The sequence below is a fragment of the Aeromonas sp. R5-3 genome, assembly GCF_040908225.1.
GTDB lineage: Bacteria > Pseudomonadota > Gammaproteobacteria > Enterobacterales > Aeromonadaceae > Aeromonas > Aeromonas dhakensis.
Window position 1 is genome coordinate 52,319 of record NZ_JBFODH010000002.1, and the last position, 18,480, is coordinate 70,798.

Consider the following 18,480-nt stretch of genomic DNA (forward strand, 5'->3'; position numbering starts at 1 on the left):
TTTTCCCCTCTATTTCCTTCTGAGTTATCCCTGTTGCCCCGTCATGGCCGCCAGCGCCTGCTCAAAGGGTGCCTCACAGCGGATCTGCATCGGTTCGCCGCTGACCGGATGAACAAAATCGAGTTCACTGGCGTGCAGCATCAGCCGGGGCGCCTGTTCGCAGCCGGGCGGCAGCAGGCCGCCATAGAGATCGCAACCCAGGATGGGATGACCCAGCTGCCGACTGTGGATGCGCAGCTGATGGGTGCGGCCGGTTTCCGGTACCAGCCGCACCGAGGTTAGCGGTACGGCGTCGCCCTGTACCTGGCAGATCAGGCGCGTCATCACCTGATAGCGGGAGCGGGCGGGCTTGCCGCTGACGGCACAGATGCTCATCAGCGGAAACAGCGCCGGATCCTTGGCGATGGGAGCATCGATCACCCCCTCGTCTTCGGCCAGATGGCCGCACAGCAGGGCGCTGTAGGCCTTGCTCACCGTGCGCTGGCTGAACTGGCGGCAGAGCAGGGCGTTGATGGCCTTGTTCCTGGCCACCAGCATGATGCCCGAGGTGCCAAAATCGAGGCGATGGACCAGGGCGCAGCCGGGATAATCTTGCACCAGCCGGTGGTGCACCGAGTCGAGGTTCTGCGGGTTCTTTCCCGACAGGCTCAGCAGGCCGCTCGGCTTGTTGATGAGCAGCAGGTGCTCATCCTCAAACAGGATCTCGATGGCGGCCGCACAGGGCGGGGCGATGAAGGTGTCGATGATGGCGGACATGGGGCGCACGGTCTGAAAAGGGAGGGGGATCATACCCGAACCGGCGGGGCGCGGCGAATAACTGCAGAAGCGGCTCTCGTCTTGTGACTAACTGCTTGATAACGCAGGGAAGGGGCCGTTTTGTGACCCCTTCCAGAGTTAATGCGGCCGCGGCTTGCTAAGGTATGGCTCCCTGTCATGTTGTAAGGAGCCTGTCCATGGCGTTGCCCGTTATTCTCGATTGCGATCCCGGCCACGATGATGCCATCGCCCTCATCCTGGCGCTGGCCAGCCCCGAGCTCAAGGTGTTGGCGGTCACCACCAGTGCGGGCAACCAGACGCCGGACAAGACCCTCAACAATGCCCTGCGCATCCTGACCCTGCTGGGGCGTGACGACATTCCGGTGGCGGCGGGGGCTCCCAAGCCGCTGGCCCGCGAGCTTATCATCGCCGACAACGTCCATGGCGAATCGGGGCTCGATGGCCCCAAATTGCCGGATCCCGCCTTTTCCCCCGTGGCCATGACCGCCCTGGAGCTGATGGCCAAGTGCCTGCGCGAGAGCCCGGAACCCGTGACCCTGGTGCCGACCGGCCCGCTCACCAACATCGCCCTGCTGCTGGCGGCCCACCCCGAGCTCAAGCAGAAGATCGCCCGCATCGTGCTGATGGGCGGCGCGGCGGGAGCCGGCAACTGGACCCCGGCGGCGGAATTCAATATTTATGTGGACCCGGAGGCGGCCGATATGGTGTTCAAGTCGGGGCTTCCCATCACCATGTGCGGGCTGGACGTGACCCACCAGGCGCAGGTGATGGACGAGGATATCGAACGGGTGCGCGCCATCACCAATCCGGTGGCCCAGTGCGTGGCCGGTCTGCTCGATTTTTTCATGATCTACCACCGGGATCCCAAGTGGGGATTTGCTGGCGCCCCGCTGCACGACCCCTGTACCATTGCCTGGTTGCTGGCTCCCGCACTGTTCCACGGGGTCGAGTGCCGGGTCGATATCGAGACCGGCGGCACCCATACTAGCGGCATGACGGTGGTGGATCGCTACGGTCTGACCGGCAAGCCGGCCAATGCGCTGGTGCTGCTGGGGCTGGATCGGGCGGGCTTTATCGATCTGCTGGTCACGCGGCTGCGGGCCTTTGACTGAACGCAGTTCCACTCTTGCAAGAAGGGGCGAAGCGATGTGGAAGACAGGGCTGGCACTGTTGGCCGGGTTGCAACTGACGGGGTGTGCCACGCCGTTCGAGTCGATGTGGCAGGGGCTGGCGACCTGCGAGCTGGACGATCTCTATCTCGACAGCGAGACGGGCAAGCCGGCGCACCCGCAGCTCAACCACTACACCCCCTACAAGGTGGCGGACGGCTTCGCCTGGTACAAGACCCGCCAGGAGCTGCACGGCCTGCCCATCAGCGGTTTTCTTATTCCGGCCTCCACCTTCGAGGTGCACGCCCTGTTCGTGGATACCCCTATCGCCAATGCGCGCCGGCTTACCCACAACGCCTACGGCAGCGAGTTTTCCGACGAGCAGAAGCACGACGAGGGGTTGGCCCCTTTGCTGCTGCGCGATCCCAACAACCCCAAGCGCTCCATCATCGACTGCACCCGGGGCGAGAGCCAGGAGTCGCTGCCGGAGGAGCCTTTCCCCGAGTAGAAACAAGGCCGACGCCTTGGCGGAGATAAAAAGAGGGCTAGCCTTGTCGGCTGGCCCTCTTTTATTTTCGCGGATTGTCCCCCAGTCACTGACGGTGATGCCCAGGTCTTTAGGGGTAACCCAGCGTCTCCTTGATAACCGGCAGCTGGGCCTTGATCCAGGCCGGGTTGTTCGGATTGTCCCCCAGTCACTGACGAGTGATGCTCAGGTCTTTAGGGGTAACCTAGCGTCTCCTTGATAACCGGCAGTTGGGCCTTGATCCAGGCCGGATTGATGGGCCCCCAGTCACTGATGCGATAGTGTCCCTGCAGATGACGAGCCCCCTCGGTCTGCTCGAAGCCGCAGCTGATGTCCAGCTCGGCCAGGGCGCTGAGCGTATCCTGCGCGGTGCGTCGTGGCATGCCGGTCGCCTCCATGATGGCCGGCACCGTATCCGTGCCCTGGCTGATGAGCCAGGCCACGTAGAGCCGGCGATAGAAGCTGGTCCGCGTCTTGCTCGGCTCACTCATATCTCGTCCTCGAGACGATCGAAGTAGCGCCAGGTTGCGATGGCCGCCTTGCCCATCACCAGGGCCCAGATGCCGAACCAGAACCAGCGGAAGAAGCTCCAGGTGGAGGCGTCGGGTTCGGTGCTCTCAATCTTGGTGACGTTGGGGAACATGGAGAACATGTTGATGCGCCAGCCGTAGGAGGTGATGATGGCCAGCCGTTTTTCGAACTCCATCGACTTGGCCTTGGCCTGCACGTCGGCGGCGTTGAACTTGAAGTAGAAGGGCCAGCCCCACTCGGTGTCTTCGTTGCGGAACACGCGGATCTTCTCGCCGGGACGCTCGGTATAGATGTAGTAGACGTCGGTGGTGGGGCCGTCGGCCGGGTTCTTCTGGCTGATGGGGCCATCCTTGTCGGTGCGTTTCACCTCCACCCCTGTGATGGTGGCGATGGTGTGTTCCGGCAGGTAGTAGTCGAGCCAGATGGCGGTGACGAGGGCGATGAGCCCGAGGCCGATGAAGGCCGGTTTCTTGAAGGACAGCTTCATGATGATCTCGCATGAGGGGGAGTGACGTGCCTCTACCATACCCATATTTGGTGAGGTAGCCCAGCCCCCAATGAAGCCTGATCATAAAAAATAGCGTTTAAAACAATAACAAGTCGTCAGCGTCATTAACAGAGAGGCCCCGCGTGCGGGGCCTCTCTGTCTGGTCAGCGGGTTGGCGTCACAGCTGGAACTGGGACAGCTGCTTGCGCTGCTGCTCGGCGAGCTGTGACAGTTCGTGACTGGCGGCGGCACTCTGGCTGATACCGGCCGCGTTCTGGTTCACGATCTCGTGGATGTTGGTGATGTTGCGGTTGATGTCGGCGGTGACGCAGGACTGCTCCTCGGCGGCGGTAGCCACCTGGGCGTTGGCGCCGTTGATCTGGTTGACCGCCTCCGTGATGCCGCCCAGCAGATCCTGCACCTGGCCGGAGAGCTGCTGGTTGTGGGCCAGGATGGCCAGGGTATCCTGCACGCCGCTGTTGGCGGAGAGAGACTGGCTCTGCAGCTGCTCGATGATGGCCTGGATCTCCTTGGTGGAGTCCTGGGTGCGGGCCGCCAGCATGCGCACCTCGTCGGCCACCACCGCAAAGCCGCGACCGGTTTCACCGGCGCGGGCGGCCTCGATGGCGGCGTTGAGGGCCAGCAGGTTGGTCTGCTCGGAAATCCCCTGGATGACCTCGATTACCTTGCCGATCTGCTCGGACTGGGACTTGAGGCTGGCCACCACGGAGGCGGCGCTCTCCAGACTGTTGGCCATGCGGCTGTTGGCCTGGATGCTCTCGGCAAACAGCGCCAGCCCCTCTTCGACCCGCTGGTTGGCATCGCGCGCCAGCTCGTCGGCCAGGGCGGCGTTGTGGTTGACGTTGTCGGCGGTGCTGGCCAGCTCGGTGACGGCGGAGGCCACCTGTTCGGTCTCACCGCGCTGCTGCTGGGCATTGACCTCTGCCTGGGTCATCACGGCGGCGAGTTCGGTGGCGGCGGAGGCCACGTTGCCACTGATGCCGGTCAGGGTCTGGATGGTGTTGCCAAGCTGGGTCAGGGTCTGGTTGATGTCGGCGGCCAGCTGGCTCAGCTCGTTGTTGCCATCGCTGGCGGCACGCACGTTGAAGCGGCCCTGGGCCACCGCGCGCATCACCTGCTGCAGCTGACCGATGGGACGCACGATGCGGCCGGAGAGCCACCAGCCACCAAACAGGGCAGCGGCCAGACTGGCTGCCATCAGCAGCAGGGTACGCAGCAGGGTGGCGTGGTAGTGAGCCTGCTCCTCGGCAATTTCAGCCAGGATCAGCTGGTTGACGTGGGCGGACATGGCATCGATCTGCTTGATGAGATCCTCCCCCAGATCGCGAAAGCGCAGGCGGGCCTGCTCATAGGCGGCAGGATCGCCGCCGCCCTGGTGCTTGGCGGCCAGCAGCGGCAGCATGTTGCTGCGGGTGTGGCCGAGGTAGGCCTGCAGGGCGGCCGCGACCCGGCTGTTGTCCTGCTCGGCACCGGCGATGGCCAGTCTGGCCAGGATGGCACCTATCTCCTGCTCCGCGGCGGAGAGCTCGCTGGGCAGCTGGGCAAAGCGGGCGGGATCGTAGAGGCCGTAGATGGCGTTGGTGCGCAGCCGGTAGGTGGCGTGGATCAGGGTGGCGATGTCGTCCTTGTGACGGGTCACGCTGGCGGTGGTCTCGTTCATGTCGTCGATGGCGCGGTCGATGTCCTGTTTGCCGATCCCGATCATCAGGATCATCAACAGGCTGGCGAGCAGGAGAGGGATGAGTACTTGCAGACGGATAGAGAGATTATTCAATGACATGAAAGATCCTGACCCAAAAGAGAAACAAGGCGGCATCTTACACAGGCGCGACAAAGCTTGTCACAGGTTTTTAAGGTGCAAAACCGGCTATTTGAAAAGGTTTTTTCTTGTGTTAAATGAGTGTGATAGGCAAGATCGTCGGTCTGTTACCATGGAGGTGTTGTGTGTCCGACTGGATCGATCCTGCCATTTTGGCGCTGTTTATTCCCACGTTCTTTTTTGTCTCCGTGACCCCCGGCATGTGCATGACCCTGGCGATGACCCTCGGCATGAGTCTGGGGGTTCGCCGCACCCTGCACATGATGTGGGGCGAGCTCATCGGGGTTGGCCTGGTCTCTGTGCTGTCGGTGATCGGGGTGGCGGCCGTGATGCTCAACTACCCGGCGCTGTTTGCCGCCTTCAAGTACGTGGGCGGCGCCTATCTTATCTGGCTCGGTATCCAGATGTGGCAGGCCAAGGGCAAGCTGGCGATCCCGGCGGATCTGTCGGCGGCCCAGGAGACGCGACCGCTGGCGCTGGCCATGCAGGGCTTCGTCACCGCCATCGCCAACCCCAAGGGGTGGGCCTTCATGGTCTCCCTGCTGCCCCCCTTCATCAATGCGGCCAAGCCGATGACCCCCCAGATCAGCGCCCTGGTGGCCCTGATCCTGCTCATCGAGTTCTCCTGCCTGCTGCTCTACGCGAGCGGCGGTCGCACCCTGCGCCACTTCCTCGCCAAGAGCGGCAACGTCACCCTGATGAACCGGATCGCCGGCTCTCTCATGCTGTTTGTCGGGGTCTGGCTGGCGCTGGGTTGATGCCATCGCTTGCCAGCAGGCCTGACTCTGCCGAAAAGCCCCGCTCCCGCGGGGCTTTTTCGTATGCTGGCGGGCGGTTGGCCACATTTGCTTACATTTATCCGGTTTGCAAACGGCCGGGATACCGTCAGTCTCGAATGGCATTCTCTTGCCCCTGCGAGAGAGTGCACAGGGTCCGTTTATTAACATTTCGAGCAAGGAGATTTAAGGATGATGAGGCTGACCAGTATTGCATTGCTCCTGTTTGCCGGCGCGGCGGCTGCTGGCAAAGAGAGGAACCTCGATTTCTACAACATCAAGGAGCCGCAACTTATCGAGCTGTTTGCCCGCCAGCAGGGGGCGCCGGGTCAGACGATCAAGACCTTCTCCAGCCTGTTTCTGGGCAATCCCTATGTGGCCAACCGGCTGGTGGGGTCGAACGAGGTGCAGGAGAAGCTGGTGGTGGATTTTGGCGGGCTCGATTGCTTCACCTATCTGGACTACGTCGAGTCGCTGCGTCGCGCAACGAGTGTGCATCACTTCATCGAGAACCTGATGCACACTCGTTACGTGAACGGTGAGGTCAACTATCTGACCAGAAAGCACTTCTTCTCAGACTGGGTGCATGGCGACAACAAGGTGAGCGATGTGACCCATCTGGTGGGCGGCGCCGCGGTGACCACCGCCAAGCTGCTCAACCAGAAGGTGGACGGCGGCCACTACATTCCGGGGCTGGGGGTGACGGCGCGGGACATCACCTACATTCCGTCCACCAGCATCGACGAGAACACCCTGAGTCTGCTGGAAGAGGGGGACTACATCGGCATCTACACCGATCTGGCCGGGCTCGACGTCACCCACACCGGCATCTTCATCCGTGGCGAGAACGGCCCCGTGCTGCGCAATGCCTCCTCCCTCTCGAGCAAGATGCAGGTGGTGGACTCTCCCTTCCTGGAGTATGTGCAGAACAAGCCGGGGATCCTGGTCTATCGGCCGCAGGCCGAGGACGCGAGCTCCTAGGGAGGGGCCCTGGCCGAGATGAGCACGCCTTGCGTCTGACAGAAAGAGAAGCCCCGGGCAGTGCCCGGGGCTTTTTGTTGGCGACGCCCCTCAACGGGGTTTGAAGCGGGCGACCCAGGGATTGGCGGTGAGACCGTGCAGGATGACGCTCAGTATGATGGTGCAGAGCACGGTGGCGATGATGGGGCGCTGGCCGAGGAGGGCTGGCTCGTGCTGCAGCACCATTACCGCAAAGACGATACTGGCCAGCCCCCGCGGCCCGAACCAGCCGATGAAGAGCTTGAGTTCAAGCTTGAGGCCGGTGCCGAGCAGGCTCAGCCAGACCGGTACCATGCGCAGCAGGGTGAGGCTGGCGGCGGCATAGAGCCAGTACTGCCAGTGCAGCAGCTCTGCCAGCATGGGCATCAGGGTGGCGCCGAACACCATCCAGATCACCACAGAGAGCAGATCCCCGTAACCCTCGCAGCTGTCCAGGTAGGCGTGCTTGTGCTCCCCCAGTTTGCGGCCCATCAGCAGGCCGCCGACGAAGGCGGCGATGAAGCCGCTGCCCCCCAGGGTCTGGGCCAGCGCGAAGCAGAGCAAGGCCAGCCCCGGCATGGTGAGCTGGCGCCAGAGCGGCAGCTGCCAGCCGTTGAGGTAGGAGGTCTTGAGCAGGCGCAGGGTGAAGGTGGTGAGCCCCCAGGCCACCAGCAGGCCGATGCCGATCTCCTCCAGCAGCAGGGTGATGGCCAGCAGGCCGGTGCCACTGTGCTGTTCGGTAGGGGCGATGAGGGCGAGCAGCAGGAGCAGCACGGGCACGCAGATGCCGTCGTTGAGGCCGCTCTCCTGGTTGAGCCCCTCGCGGATGGGGGCAGGCACCGCCGGGTTGCTCACCACCGCCTTGCCGAGCGCCGCATCGGTGGGGGCGAGTATGGTGGAGAGGATGGCCAGCTCCAGCAGCGGCAGGTCCGGGTAGATCCAGCGGCCGAACAGGGTGCCGGCCAGCAGGGTGAGCGGCAGGCCGATCAGCAGCAGCCGGATGGGCAGGCTGCGGTTGGCCAGCAGCACCTGCCAGTTGGTGTTGGCCGCATCGCTGAACAGCACTATGACCAGGGTCAGCTCCGCCAGCAGTTTGATGCCATCGCTGTCGATGGAGAGGGAGAGCAGTTCGATGCCGCCTGGCCCCAGCAGCCAGCCCATCAGCAAGAACAGCAAGGGGCCGTTGATGAGGCGGGATTCAAAGCGCCCGGCGATCAGGCTGTAGATGAGCAGAAAGGCGGCGATCACCGCCAGGTTCTGGTAAATCAGGGACGCGTCCATGCTGCCTCCTGTGGCAATGTGCCTGGGTGGGGATCAGTCGGTGAGACAGTCCGGGTCGAACACATACTCGCCATCGAGCCAGCGCAGGATCTCGTCGACGCAGGATTGGTCGCGAAACGGCAGATAGCGGGCCTTGAGGTGAGTCACCTGCTCAGGGGTCAGCTGGGCCAGCCCTATGTCCTGAAACAGCGGCAGGTCAGCCTGGATCATGGCGGAGATCTGCGGGCCGCAGGTGGCGTTGAGAGAGGCGTGCAGCGCCTTGTCCGGGTCGTACTGCTTGCCGAGCTTGTAGCTCATGGGCAGGGTGGCCAGCGGCAGGGCCGACAGCGCCGCCTGCTTCATGGGGTTGACCGCATGGCCGCTCACGAGATCCGCCAACTCCGCCGGGCGGTTTTCGAAGGCGCGCAGGTGCAGGAAGCTGCTGGCCTTGCTGCCGTCGTTGACCGGGTAGTTGTCCCACAGGAACGGCTTGCGGTGCAGCCACTCGGCCGTCTGCCGCAGGTGGGCTGCCGGGTACTCGCTGGAGCAGACCTTGGGGCCGGTCCAGAAGATGTCGATGCGCCGATCCAGCCCCTGCCCCAGATCCTGCAGATAGTGGGGGGGCATGGCGCCGAACACCTTCTCCAGCACAGGATCCGTGCTGTAGTAGCTGGGGCAGAACAGCAGCCGGCCGGCACTGGTATGGGCCGCGATGTCGTGGGTGATGGTGAGCTGCCAGTGGGCGAGATCCGGGGTATCCCCCTTCATGTCGTCAAACAGGATCGCCAGGATGTCGGGCTTGAGCTCCTCCTCGATGAGCCGCACCTTCTCCAGCAGGGCCGGTCGCTGGCGGGCATAGTCGTGGTGGGCACCCATGGGGCTCAGCCCCACCCCGAAGGCGAGGCCGCTGTCGCGGCACTGGCGGGCGAGCTGGCGCAGTGCCTCGAGCTGGGCGGCAGGCCAGGGCTTGGCCCAGTGCTTGCGCAGATAGCCATCCTCTTTCGGGGCATAGAGATAGAAGCCGTAACCGTGGCGGGGCAGCCACTGGGCGTAGCGGGCGCGGGCTTCCCAGCTCCAGCCCTTGCCAAAGAAGCCCTCGATCACCCCCAGGTTGGGCGAAGGGGGTTGCAGGCCGGACAACAGGGTTTGGTAAGGCATAGATAACTCCCTTCTCGCAGAGGACGAGGCAGACGGCGATCAGACCGGATCTTCTTCCAGAAAACGCACCCCTATCTTGCGGGGTTCACCCTCTTCCATTTCGGCCACGGTCCAGATCAGCCCCTGCCATTCGACGTGGTCGCCGACCACCAGATTATCGCCCAACTGCTGTGCAATAAAATGGCCAAGGGTCTGATCCGCCACCTCGCTCACATCCAGCCCGTAAAGCGGTGCCAGATCCACCAGCTTGGCGGCCGCCTCCAGCAGGAAGTCGCCGAAGAAGCGCGGGCCCAGATCCTGCTCCGGCGCCTGGCTGAACAGCTGGCCGAGGGCAGGCAGGTCGCGCTCGTGGCCGATGACGCAGAGGATGTCGTCGGATTGCAGACAGGTACTGCCCGAGGGGTGCAGCAGCTCCTGCTCGCGGAACAGGGCACAGATGCGGGTGCCCTTGGGCATGCGCAGATCCCGCAGCGGCGAGCCGATGCACCACTTCTCGTCGCTCAGGCGATAGACGAAGGTCTCCCACTGGCTGTCGAGATCGATCTCGAGCCCGGAGCGGTTGATGGGCGAGGGGGGCGCCGGCACTTCGACCCGGGCGAGGCGGGAGGCCAGCGGCAGCGAGCTGCCCTGCAGGATCAGCGAGACCAGCACCACGAAGAAGGCGACATTGAAGTAGAGCTGGGCGTTGGGCAGCCCCGCCATCATGGGGAACACCGCCAGAATGATCGGCACGGCGCCGCGCAGCCCCACCCAGGAGATGAACCAGCGCTCGCGGGGGGCGAAGTTCTTGAACGGCAGCAGGCCGATCCAGACCGAGATGGGGCGGGCGAACAGGATCATCCACATGGCCAGCGCCAGCGCCGGCAGGGCGATGGGCAGCAGCTTGTGGGGGGAGGCGAGCAGCCCCAGCACCAGGAACATGCCGATCTGGCTGAGCCAGGTCAGGCCGTCCAGCACCGACAAGGTGGTGCTGCGGCTGCGCAGGGAGAGGTTGCCGAGCAACAGGCCGGTGAGGTAGATGGCCAGGATGCCGCTGCCGCCTACCGCCGTGGTGAGGGCGAAGATGAGCAGGCCGCCGCTGACGGTCAGCAGCGGGTAGAGGCCGGGGGCCAGCCGGGCGCTGTTGATAAGCTTCCACAGCAGCCAGCCGGCGCCAAGGCCGATGCCGGCTCCCAGCCCGAACTGCTTGAGCAGTTGCAGCAGCAGAAAGCCGCCATCCAGCCCCTGCTGAGCGGTGGCCAGCACCTCGATCAGGGTGACGGTAAGAAACACCGCCATGGGATCGTTGCTGCCGGACTCTATCTCCAGGGTGGCGCTGACCCGCTCGTTGAGGCTGCGCCCGCCGAGCAGGGAGAAGACCGCCGCCGCATCGGTGGAGCCGACGATGGCGCCGATCAGCATCCCCTGCAGCAGGTTGAGGTCAAACAGCCAGGCGGCGGCGAGGCCCGTCAGACCGGTGGTGATGGCCACCCCGACCGTGGCGAGCGACAGCGCGGGCCAGAGCGCGACTCGAAACGAGGAGACCCGAGTACGCATGCCGCCGTCCAGCAAGATGATGGCAAGCGCCAGGTTGCCCACCAGGTAGGCGATGGAGTAGTCGGCGAAGTGGATGCCGCCGGGGCCGTCCTCACCGGCCAGCATGCCGACGGCGAGGAAGATCACCAGGATGGGGATACCGAGACGGGAGGAGAGCGCGCTCAACAGGACACTGGCACCCACCAACAAGGCCGCGACGAGGAAGAAACTGTTGATGGTGACGGCATCCAATGGCGAACTCCTTCTGTCAAAATGCAAATCAGGCACATTATATGCAGTTTGACCGGCTCCGTGTGGCTTAATTGTGCATTTATTTGCAGTTTTTTACATTTTCAGTGCGATTGCTGCGAAGGGTTCTGGCCATCAAAAGGGGGTCAGCGGGGTGATCAGAGAGGTCGACAACGTGATGATGTTCACAAAACGGACACTTGAGGGAGAGGCGGGCGCCGCAGCGGGCAGCAAACGGCAGGGGCCACGCCGGGCCCCTGCTGACGGAGGTCGTCAGTCGTCCTCGTCGTCCTTCACTTCCCGGATCTTGTCCTTGTAGCGGGGCAGCTCTTTCTCCAGTCGCTTCATGTCCTTGATGGCGTTGAGAAACAGGCCGAGCAGGAAGAGCAGGGGCAAGCCTATCCAGAGCCAGAGGTTCATGTGCTACTCCTTTCGTCGGTGGCCAGGGTGACATAGCGGGCCAGGATCTCGTCGAGGTTGGCCAGTATGGTCGCCTTGCCTTCAATATCCGCCTGTTGCAGGCAAAGTGCCAGCGCGGCCGGGTCGAGCCGCTGCTCGCGGGACTCAGGCGCAAAGCTGAGGTGCCAGGGCTCGTAGGCGACGCCGCTGCCGGCATCGGCCGGCTTGGCATAGGGCAGGAAGAAGCCGAAGTCGTTCATGCGATCCTCCAGCCACTCGCTCAAGTCGGCAAACCAGCCCCCCTCCTCATACTCCCAGGGCTCCAGCGCCAGTCTGGTGCCGGCGGGCAGACAGTCCGGGTCGTAGATGTCGAGATCGGTGCCCCAGTGGTGACGGCTGGTGCCGGGCAGGGCGCTCCAGTGCAGGATGGCGTGCAGCCGCTCCTCGTCACTCAGTTGCAGGGGGTCGATGGGCTGGCTGTGGGCATCGAGCAGGGGGCGCTCGCCGCGCCACTTGCCGTTCCAGATGGCGAGCTGGCGCTCGAAGCCTCGCCAGCTGGAGGCGGGCTGCAGGTTGAAGCCGGCGTGGGCGGCGGCCACCTGCATGTCGTTGAAGGCCGCCGCGGTGGCGGCCGTCAGCCGGTGCGGGCCTTGCCCCACCAGGATGAGGTGACCCTCATCCTGGCCCAGCAGTTGATCCTGGGTCATGCCAGCAACCTCGCGAGCACCCCTTGGTACATGTCTGCCAAGAGATCCAGATCGTCCGCCTTCACGCACTCGTTCACCTTGTGGATGGTGGCGTTGACCGGGCCCAGCTCGATCACTTCCGCCCCGGTGGGGGCGATGAAGCGCCCATCGGACGTTCCCCCCGTGGTGAGCAATGCCGGCTGCAGGCCGTTCACCGCCTCGATGGCAGAAACCGCCGCCGCCAGCAGCTTGCCGGTGTCGGTGAGGAAGGGCTGGCCGGAGAGGGTCCACTTGATCTGGTAATCCAGACCGTGCCGCTCGAGCAGGGCTTCGACCCGCTCGCGGATCGCGGCATCGGTGAGCTCGGTGCTGAAGCGGAAGTTGAACTGGACGTGCAGTTCGCCGGGAATGACGTTGGAGGCGCCGGTGCCCGCCTGGATGTTGGCGATCTGGAAGCTGGTGGGAGGGAAGTAGGCGTTGCCCTGATCCCATTCGATGGCGGCGAGCTCGGCCAGCGCCGGGGCCGCCTTGTGGATCGGGTTGTCCGCCAGATGGGGATAGGCGACGTGGCCCTGCACCCCACGCACCAGCAGATCGCCGGTGATGGAGCCGCGCCGGCCGTTCTTCACCACGTCCCCCACCACGGCGGTAGAGGAGGGCTCGCCGACGATGCACCAGCGGATCTTCTCGTTACGGGCCTCCAGGGTGTCGATCACCCGGGTGGTACCGTTGATGAAGGGCCCCTCCTCGTCGGAGGTGATGAGGAAGGCAATCGACCCTGCGTGATCCGGATGCTCGGCCACGAAGCGCTCGACCGCCACCACCATGGCTGCCAGCGAGCCCTTCATGTCGGCGGCGCCGCGCCCGTACAGCACGCCATCCTGGATGGTCGGCTCGAACGGCGGGGTGTGCCATTTGTCCAGCGGGCCGGCGGGCACCACGTCGGTGTGGCCGGCGAAGCAGAACAGCGGCCCCTCGCTGCCGCGGCGGGCCCAGAGGTTGGTGGTGTCTTCGAACACCATGGGCTCGATGACGAAGCCGAGCTTGGCGAGGCGCTCCGCCATCAGGGTCTGGCATCCTTCATCCAGCGGGGTAACGGAGGGGCGGCGGATCAGATCCTTGGCCAGTGCGATGACATCCGACATCGTTTTTCCTTAACGAGAGAAGAGGGATTGGTAGTGATCGGCCTTGAAGCCCAGGGTCAGCTCGCCGTCTCGGTCCAGCAACGGGCGCTTGATCATGGCCGGGTGCTCCAGCAAGAGGGCGCGCGCCTTGGCGGTGTCGAGCCCCTGCTTGGCTTCGTCCGGCAGGGTGCGAAAGGTGGTGCCGCGGCTGTTGAGCAGCGCCTCCCAGCCGAGCTGGTCCAGCCAGCGGTCGAGGTCGGCCGGGTTCAGACCGTCGGCCCTGTGGTCGTGAAAGCGGTAGTCGATGCCGGCCTGCTCCAGCCACTTGCGGGCTTTCTTGATGGTGTCGCAGTTCTTGATGCCATAGAGGGTGGTGGCCATGGGGAGTCCTTTGTCTGCGGGCATGGGCCCGGAAAGCCGAAACTTGAGTCCTGAAACGGGAAATCAAGAAGAGGCCCGATTCTGGCATTGTGGCGATCCCAAGGCAACGCCGATGCGCATGGGGGAGGTGAGGCGAGGCGCTGGTCGGGCCTGGGAAGAGGGGAAAAGTACCCGGCGCAGGACGCGCCGGCGGGTATCAGAGTTCGCTCTGGGTGCGACACCAGAGGTGCAGTTCGGATTCGAACCAGTTGAGCATGGCGTTGTTGTCGTCGCGACGATGGCGAATGAGGCTCACCTCGAAGGTGGGCAGGGTGAAGCGGGTCTCGTACTCCACCAGATCCAGCAGCGGCATCAGCGGACGCAGCACCCGGGCGGGGGAGGTGAGCAGCAGAGGAGCACAGGGCAGGATGAAGGGGGCGGCCAGAAAGCTCTGCACGATCAAGGGGGTGTGTCGGGTCATGCCGTGGGCGGCCAGCAGATCATCGACGATGCCCCCTTCGCTGCCGCGGGGGGCGACCAGCAGGTGCTGGGCCTGGGCGAAGGATTCGATGCACAGCACCTGGCCCTGCAGCGGATGGCTGCGATGGGCGGCGCAGATCAGCTTGTCCTCGAACAGCGGGATGCGGCGAAAACGGCCGGGCACCTCGTCCTGCTTGCTGATCACCATGCTGATGACCCCTTCGTCGAGCTGGCTCTCGTAGTCCGCATTGAGCGGCACCATGTGGATGCGCAGGTTGGGTGCCTGCTGCTGCAGCCGGGCCAGCAGGCTCGGCATCATCACGTATTCCACATAGGTGTGGGCCCCGATGCGCAGCACCCCCTCGAACTGGGCGGGGTCGAGCTGTTCTGGCGGGCTGAAGGTCTGCTCGATGTCGCGCAGGATCTCTCGCAGCGGCAACAGCAAGGCCTCTGCCCGGGCGGTGGGTTCCATGCCCTGGGGGGTGCGGATCAGCAGGGGATCGTCATAGAGCAGACGCAAACGGGCCAGTGCCCGGCTGACGGCCGGCTGGCTCATGGCGAGCCGTTCGGCGGCCTTGGTGGTGTTGCGCTCCTCCAGCAGTGCCTTGAGCACTACCAGCAGGTTGAGGTCGACGCCTCGTAAATTCATTCTGTGCATAATGGAATACTAATAAATCATTTCCTTAAGCAGGGCCTTCACTTTAGTCTCATTTCCCGTCGATGGTCAGCATGAAGCTTGGGTAAATCAGCGATTTATGCAAACCCATGTTGTCCTGTTACCTCTTTCGCGTGGTGCCGGAGGTGGCAAGATTCGACAGCCTGAACTCTTTACTCTGGTCATCCAGAGCGTTGCTTGCTTAGTACCCGCCGTCTCGGCGGGTTTTTTTTGCCTGCGGTTCAGGAAAAAGGGGCCCGAAGAAGTACAAAACGCGCCGGTGGGCGCGTTATGGTGAGGGGCTGAGCACTCAGGGCGCAACCGGCCACTGGTAGTCAAACACCTTGGCCCGCTCCCAGGGGGCGTCCGGCAGACTGGAGGAGAGGCCGGTATATTTGCCCACATCGTCCACCACGATGGCGGAGAGGATCGGCAACTGATGCTCGGTGCAGTACATGCGGATGCGTTGCAACAGGGTGCGCAGCTCATCCTGGCAATTCTCCAGCCCGGCCTGCCTGGCCAGCTTGGAGTAACGAATGGTGGTGCGTTCCTTTGCAGACTCGACGAGGATGTCCCATAGCTTGTAGTCGCAGGTCGTCATGCCTGCGGTGGCTCGGTCTGTCATAACTCTCTCCGGCGCGAAACGGTCTCTGTGTGTCGTTGCGCATCTTGGCCAGTTCACTGGCCCCTGACGTTGATCCAAAGCAAAAAAGCCTGAGGTTATTCGCCAGAACGCGTGGCAAAGGGATTCTAAAGGTTTGCCTTTAGTTTAAAAGACCGTTTTTTGTTAAGTGTGTAGCATTTTATTTTATCGAAGTGCGGTCAAGCCATCTTTCTTGACAGGGATCAATGGGAAAGCGCGGTCGGACCACTAGATTTCGCTCCTCGATAACTTTATCAGGAGTGAATATTTGGAACTCGTCTTCGTCTTGCTCGTCCTGCTGGCCGTGGTCTACGGCATCGTCAAGGATTACAACCCGCAGGCGGTGCTGGCACTGGCCGGCATGGCCATCTTCACCGTCGCCTACTGGCTGGGATTGCACCCCATTCTGCCCGCTGACAAGAGCACCGGCTTCGCCCTGTTCGACCTGTTTGAAGTGTTCAAGGGGATCTTTTCCTACCGGGCGGCGGGCCTCGGCCTCACCATCATGGCGGTGGCCGGCTTTGCCACCTACATGTCCCATATCGGCGCCTCCCAGGCGCTGGTGCGGGTGGCGGTCAAACCGGTGGCGGGCATCCAGTCCAGCTACCTGATGCTGGCCATCTGCTACCTGGTGGCGGTCTTTGTCTCCCTGTTCGTCACCTCCGCCACCGGCCTTGGCCTCTTGCTGATGGTCACCATGTATCCAGTGATGCGCAACCTCGGCATCAGCCCGGCCTCCGCCTGCGGTGTCATCGCCACCTCCCAGGCGTTCGAAATCGGCCCGACCCAGACCAACGCCATCTTCTCCGCCGGCCAGTCCGGCATGGATCCCACCAGCTATTTCGTCGACTACCAGATCTGGCTGGTGGCCCCCATGCTGCTGGTGACCATGGTGCTGCACTTCTTCTGGCAGCGGCACTGTGACCGCCAGGATGGCTGGGATCCGGCCCAGCATCGCGGCGAGCACGCCGAGCTGGACGAGAAAGGGGCAGACGAGGTGCCCGCACCGACCTGGTACTGCCTGCTGCCCATCATCCCCTTCGTGCTGATGATGACCTTCTCCAAGCTGCTGGTGAGCGACATCAAGATGAGCGTGGAGGTGGCCATGCTGCTGTCGGTCTTTATCGGCATGCTGTGCGAGCTGCTGCGTACCCGTTCGGTGCGCAGCGCCTTTGCCGGGCTTTCCAGCTTCCTCGACGGCATGGGCAAGGTGTTTGGCCCCGTGGTGGCGCTCATCGTCTGTGCCGAGCTGTTTGCCGAATCCCTCAAAGCCATCGGCGCCATCGACACCCTGCTGCACTCTGCCAGCAATGCCGGTATCGGCAGCGGCCTGATGACGCTGGTGATGGTGGGACTCATCATGGTGGCGGCGGTCATCATGGGCTCGGGCAACGCGGCTTTCTTGAGCTTCTCGACCCTGGCCCCCGCGGTGGCGGCCAAGTTCGGCGTGCCGGCGGTGACCATGCTGTTGCCGATGCAGCTCGTCTCCAGCATAGGGCGCACCGTCTCCCCCATCGCGGCTGTGCTGATCGCCTGCGCGGGCATCGCCAAGGTCTCCCCCTTCGTGGTGGTCAAGCGCACCTGCGTGCCCATGGCCGGCGCCCTGGTGACGGCGCTCACCCTCAACTATCTGCTGTTTATGTAAGCGGGTGGCGGACGGCATGGGTCGTTCGCCCCTTTCACTCGGCTGTCGGACGGGAGGCGTACCCTCCCGTCCCAGGAGATGACAATGACAGACTCTCGCAACGCTTTTTCCCTGGACGCCTACCTGGCGGATCTGGCCCCCCTCATCAACCTCGATTGCGGTACTCGCACCCCGGCCGGGGTGGCGACGGTGGCCGACATCATGACCGAGAAATATGAGGCCATCGGCTGGCAGGTGACCCGCCACCAGTTTGCCGCCGAGTGCGGCCCCTGCCTCGAGGCAACCAATGCCCCTGGCGCCAGCCATTACGACGTGATGCTGGTGGGCCACATGGACACCGTCTTCCCCGAGGGCACGGCGGCCAAGCGACCGCTGAAAATCGAAGGCAATCAGGCCTTTGGCCCCGGCGTGTCGGACATGAAGAGCGGCCTGCTCTCCACCTGGTATGCCCTCAAGGGGATGGACCCGGCCGTGCTGGCCAGGCTCAAGGTGCTGGTCTGCTGCAACTGTGACGAGGAGATAGGCTCCCCTTGGTCCAAAGAGTGGCTGGTGGAAAAAGCCAAGCAGAGCGGTGCGTGCTGGTGGCCGAGGCGGCCCGCCCGAACGGGGATCTCATCAGCGCCCGCAAGGGCAATGCCAAGTACCGCATCACCTTCCACGGCAAGGCCTCCCACGCCGGCTCGGCGCTGAGCGAGGGGATCTCCGCCATCACGGAGCTCGCTCATTGGGTGCTCGCCATCAACCAGCAGGTCAACCTCGATACCGGCACCACCATGAACGTGGGGGTGGTGCAGGGAGGGACCGGCGTCAACGTGGTGCCGGACTTTGCCGAGGCGATCGTTGACCTGCGCTTCTGGAGCAATGACGAAGCGGCCGCCGTGCACGAGCGGCTCACCTTCATGGCCAACAATCCCTTCCTCGCCGGTTGCCGGGTCGAGGTGGATCGCCAGAGCTTCAAGCCGGCGATGCGCCCGAGCGGCGACACCGAGGCGTTGATGGCACTGGTGGAGGCGGCAGCGAAAGAGGAGGGGATCTCCTTCAACTGGCTGGAGGCCGGCGGCGGCTCGGATGCCAACTTCACGGCCGCGGCCGGGGTACCGTCGCTCGATGGCTTCGGTCCCATGGGGGGCGGCTTCCACTCGGAGGCGGAGTTCCTGCTGCTGGAGAGCATAGCGCCGCGCATCCGCCTGCTGCAGCGGGTGCTGGGCAAGCTGGCCAAATAGGTCGGCGTTAAGGACAAGCAAAACGGGAGGCCATCGCC

The 18,480-nt window shown here is 63.8% G+C and carries 18 protein-coding genes and 1 pseudogene; 6 read left to right on the forward strand and 13 right to left on the reverse strand.

The window, feature by feature from the left end:
• Positions 1–24 precede the first annotated feature (24 nt).
• Complete coding sequence (locus AB5Y95_RS00255; protein ID WP_368159279.1) at positions 25–789, reverse strand: RluA family pseudouridine synthase; 765 nt, start codon at positions 787–789, stop codon at positions 25–27.
• A gap of 164 nt (positions 790–953) precedes the next feature.
• On the opposite strand from AB5Y95_RS00255, the gene rihA reads away from it, so the two are divergent.
• Positions 954–1,889: a pyrimidine-specific ribonucleoside hydrolase RihA gene (gene rihA / locus AB5Y95_RS00260; RefSeq protein WP_043170120.1), complete on the forward strand. Its 936-nt coding sequence runs from the start codon at positions 954–956 to the stop codon at positions 1,887–1,889.
• Between the two features lie 34 nt (positions 1,890–1,923).
• Positions 1,924–2,394, forward strand: a complete 471-nt coding sequence (locus AB5Y95_RS00265; protein WP_005298971.1) for a hypothetical protein — start codon at positions 1,924–1,926, stop codon at positions 2,392–2,394.
• 212 nt (positions 2,395–2,606) lie between these two features.
• Here AB5Y95_RS00265 and AB5Y95_RS00270 read toward each other — a convergent pair whose 3' ends face one another.
• The 3 genes from AB5Y95_RS00270 to AB5Y95_RS00280 form a co-directional block, all read right to left on the reverse strand.
• Positions 2,607–2,903 carry a helix-turn-helix domain-containing protein gene (locus AB5Y95_RS00270; protein WP_005298972.1) on the reverse strand — a complete coding sequence of 99 codons (297 nt, stop codon included), beginning with the start codon at positions 2,901–2,903 and terminating at the stop codon, positions 2,607–2,609.
• Positions 2,900–3,430, reverse strand: coding sequence for a DUF1523 family protein (locus tag AB5Y95_RS00275; RefSeq protein WP_010634531.1), 531 nt, complete (start codon positions 3,428–3,430; stop codon positions 2,900–2,902). The genes AB5Y95_RS00270 and AB5Y95_RS00275 overlap by 4 nt, the downstream gene beginning before the upstream one ends.
• A 178-nt stretch (positions 3,431–3,608) precedes the next feature.
• Entirely contained in the window at positions 3,609–5,231 is a 1,623-nt protein-coding gene (locus AB5Y95_RS00280; RefSeq protein ID WP_368159280.1) for a methyl-accepting chemotaxis protein, read from the reverse strand.
• 164 nt (positions 5,232–5,395) lie between these two features.
• On the opposite strand from AB5Y95_RS00280, the gene AB5Y95_RS00285 reads away from it, so the two are divergent.
• A complete protein-coding gene (locus tag AB5Y95_RS00285; protein ID WP_010634529.1) occupies positions 5,396–6,028 on the forward strand; it encodes a LysE family translocator in 633 nt (210 codons plus the stop codon).
• Between the two features lie 210 nt (positions 6,029–6,238).
• Positions 6,239–7,027 (forward strand): DUF1460 domain-containing protein, encoded by a 789-nt coding sequence (locus AB5Y95_RS00290; RefSeq protein WP_368159281.1) that lies wholly within the window; start codon positions 6,239–6,241, stop codon positions 7,025–7,027.
• Positions 7,028–7,117: 90 nt separating this feature from the next.
• Here AB5Y95_RS00290 and AB5Y95_RS00295 read toward each other — a convergent pair whose 3' ends face one another.
• From AB5Y95_RS00295 to AB5Y95_RS00335, 9 genes are all read right to left on the reverse strand, one after another.
• Entirely contained in the window at positions 7,118–8,326 is a 1,209-nt protein-coding gene (locus tag AB5Y95_RS00295) for a cation:proton antiporter (protein ID WP_368159282.1), read from the reverse strand.
• A gap of 33 nt (positions 8,327–8,359) precedes the next feature.
• A complete protein-coding gene (locus AB5Y95_RS00300) occupies positions 8,360–9,463 on the reverse strand; it encodes a beta-N-acetylglucosaminidase domain-containing protein (RefSeq protein WP_368159283.1) in 1,104 nt (367 codons plus the stop codon).
• A gap of 39 nt (positions 9,464–9,502) precedes the next feature.
• Positions 9,503–11,230 (reverse strand): potassium/proton antiporter, encoded by a 1,728-nt coding sequence (locus AB5Y95_RS00305; RefSeq protein WP_005298984.1) that lies wholly within the window; start codon positions 11,228–11,230, stop codon positions 9,503–9,505.
• A gap of 270 nt (positions 11,231–11,500) precedes the next feature.
• A complete protein-coding gene (locus AB5Y95_RS00310; protein WP_005298986.1) occupies positions 11,501–11,647 on the reverse strand; it encodes a hypothetical protein in 147 nt (48 codons plus the stop codon).
• A complete protein-coding gene (locus AB5Y95_RS00315; protein WP_368159284.1) occupies positions 11,644–12,333 on the reverse strand; it encodes a M15 family metallopeptidase in 690 nt (229 codons plus the stop codon). Before AB5Y95_RS00315 ends, AB5Y95_RS00310 begins: the two co-directional genes overlap by 4 nt.
• Positions 12,330–13,457 carry a succinyl-diaminopimelate desuccinylase gene (gene dapE / locus AB5Y95_RS00320; protein ID WP_368159286.1) on the reverse strand — a complete coding sequence of 376 codons (1,128 nt, stop codon included), beginning with the start codon at positions 13,455–13,457 and terminating at the stop codon, positions 12,330–12,332. The genes AB5Y95_RS00315 and dapE overlap by 4 nt, the downstream gene beginning before the upstream one ends.
• A 9-nt stretch (positions 13,458–13,466) precedes the next feature.
• A complete protein-coding gene (locus tag AB5Y95_RS00325; protein WP_368159287.1) occupies positions 13,467–13,817 on the reverse strand; it encodes an ArsC family reductase in 351 nt (116 codons plus the stop codon).
• Positions 13,818–14,013: 196 nt separating this feature from the next.
• On the reverse strand, positions 14,014–14,925 hold the full coding sequence (locus AB5Y95_RS00330) for a LysR family transcriptional regulator (RefSeq protein WP_042050437.1): 912 nt from the start codon (positions 14,923–14,925) through the stop codon (positions 14,014–14,016).
• Positions 14,926–15,241: 316 nt separating this feature from the next.
• Positions 15,242–15,556 (reverse strand): hypothetical protein, encoded by a 315-nt coding sequence (locus AB5Y95_RS00335; RefSeq protein ID WP_005298999.1) that lies wholly within the window; start codon positions 15,554–15,556, stop codon positions 15,242–15,244.
• Between the two features lie 286 nt (positions 15,557–15,842).
• On the opposite strand from AB5Y95_RS00335, the gene dcuC reads away from it, so the two are divergent.
• Together dcuC and AB5Y95_RS00345 are read left to right on the forward strand one after the other, a co-directional pair.
• On the forward strand, positions 15,843–17,219 hold the full coding sequence (gene dcuC, locus AB5Y95_RS00340; RefSeq protein WP_368159288.1) for a C4-dicarboxylate transporter DcuC: 1,377 nt from the start codon (positions 15,843–15,845) through the stop codon (positions 17,217–17,219).
• A gap of 84 nt (positions 17,220–17,303) precedes the next feature.
• A pseudogene (locus tag AB5Y95_RS00345) lies at positions 17,304–18,442 on the forward strand (M20 family metallopeptidase).
• The last annotated feature ends 38 nt before the right edge of the window (positions 18,443–18,480 follow it).

What these genes read in the sequence shown, in the direction of transcription:
- AB5Y95_RS00270 (WP_005298972.1), bottom strand. Translation starts at nt 2,903, where the DNA reads ATGAGTGAGCCGAGCAAGACGCGGACCAGCTTCTATCGCCGGCTCTAC.
- AB5Y95_RS00315 (WP_368159284.1), bottom strand. Translation starts at nt 12,333, where the DNA reads ATGACCCAGGATCAACTGCTGGGCCAGGATGAGGGTCACCTCATCCTG.
- AB5Y95_RS00330 (WP_042050437.1), bottom strand. Translation starts at nt 14,925, where the DNA reads ATGAATTTACGAGGCGTCGACCTCAACCTGCTGGTAGTGCTCAAGGCA.
- AB5Y95_RS00310 (WP_005298986.1), bottom strand. Translation starts at nt 11,647, where the DNA reads ATGAACCTCTGGCTCTGGATAGGCTTGCCCCTGCTCTTCCTGCTCGGC.
- AB5Y95_RS00335 (WP_005298999.1), bottom strand. Translation starts at nt 15,556, where the DNA reads ATGACAGACCGAGCCACCGCAGGCATGACGACCTGCGACTACAAGCTA.
- AB5Y95_RS00280 (WP_368159280.1), bottom strand. Translation starts at nt 5,231, where the DNA reads ATGTCATTGAATAATCTCTCTATCCGTCTGCAAGTACTCATCCCTCTC.
- rihA (WP_043170120.1), top strand. Translation starts at nt 954, where the DNA reads ATGGCGTTGCCCGTTATTCTCGATTGCGATCCCGGCCACGATGATGCC.
- AB5Y95_RS00295 (WP_368159282.1), bottom strand. Translation starts at nt 8,326, where the DNA reads ATGGACGCGTCCCTGATTTACCAGAACCTGGCGGTGATCGCCGCCTTT.
- AB5Y95_RS00265 (WP_005298971.1), top strand. Translation starts at nt 1,924, where the DNA reads ATGTGGAAGACAGGGCTGGCACTGTTGGCCGGGTTGCAACTGACGGGG.
- AB5Y95_RS00275 (WP_010634531.1), bottom strand. Translation starts at nt 3,430, where the DNA reads ATGAAGCTGTCCTTCAAGAAACCGGCCTTCATCGGCCTCGGGCTCATC.
- AB5Y95_RS00300 (WP_368159283.1), bottom strand. Translation starts at nt 9,463, where the DNA reads ATGCCTTACCAAACCCTGTTGTCCGGCCTGCAACCCCCTTCGCCCAAC.
- AB5Y95_RS00290 (WP_368159281.1), top strand. Translation starts at nt 6,239, where the DNA reads ATGATGAGGCTGACCAGTATTGCATTGCTCCTGTTTGCCGGCGCGGCG.
- AB5Y95_RS00325 (WP_368159287.1), bottom strand. Translation starts at nt 13,817, where the DNA reads ATGGCCACCACCCTCTATGGCATCAAGAACTGCGACACCATCAAGAAA.
- dapE (WP_368159286.1), bottom strand. Translation starts at nt 13,457, where the DNA reads ATGTCGGATGTCATCGCACTGGCCAAGGATCTGATCCGCCGCCCCTCC.
- AB5Y95_RS00255 (WP_368159279.1), bottom strand. Translation starts at nt 789, where the DNA reads ATGATCCCCCTCCCTTTTCAGACCGTGCGCCCCATGTCCGCCATCATC.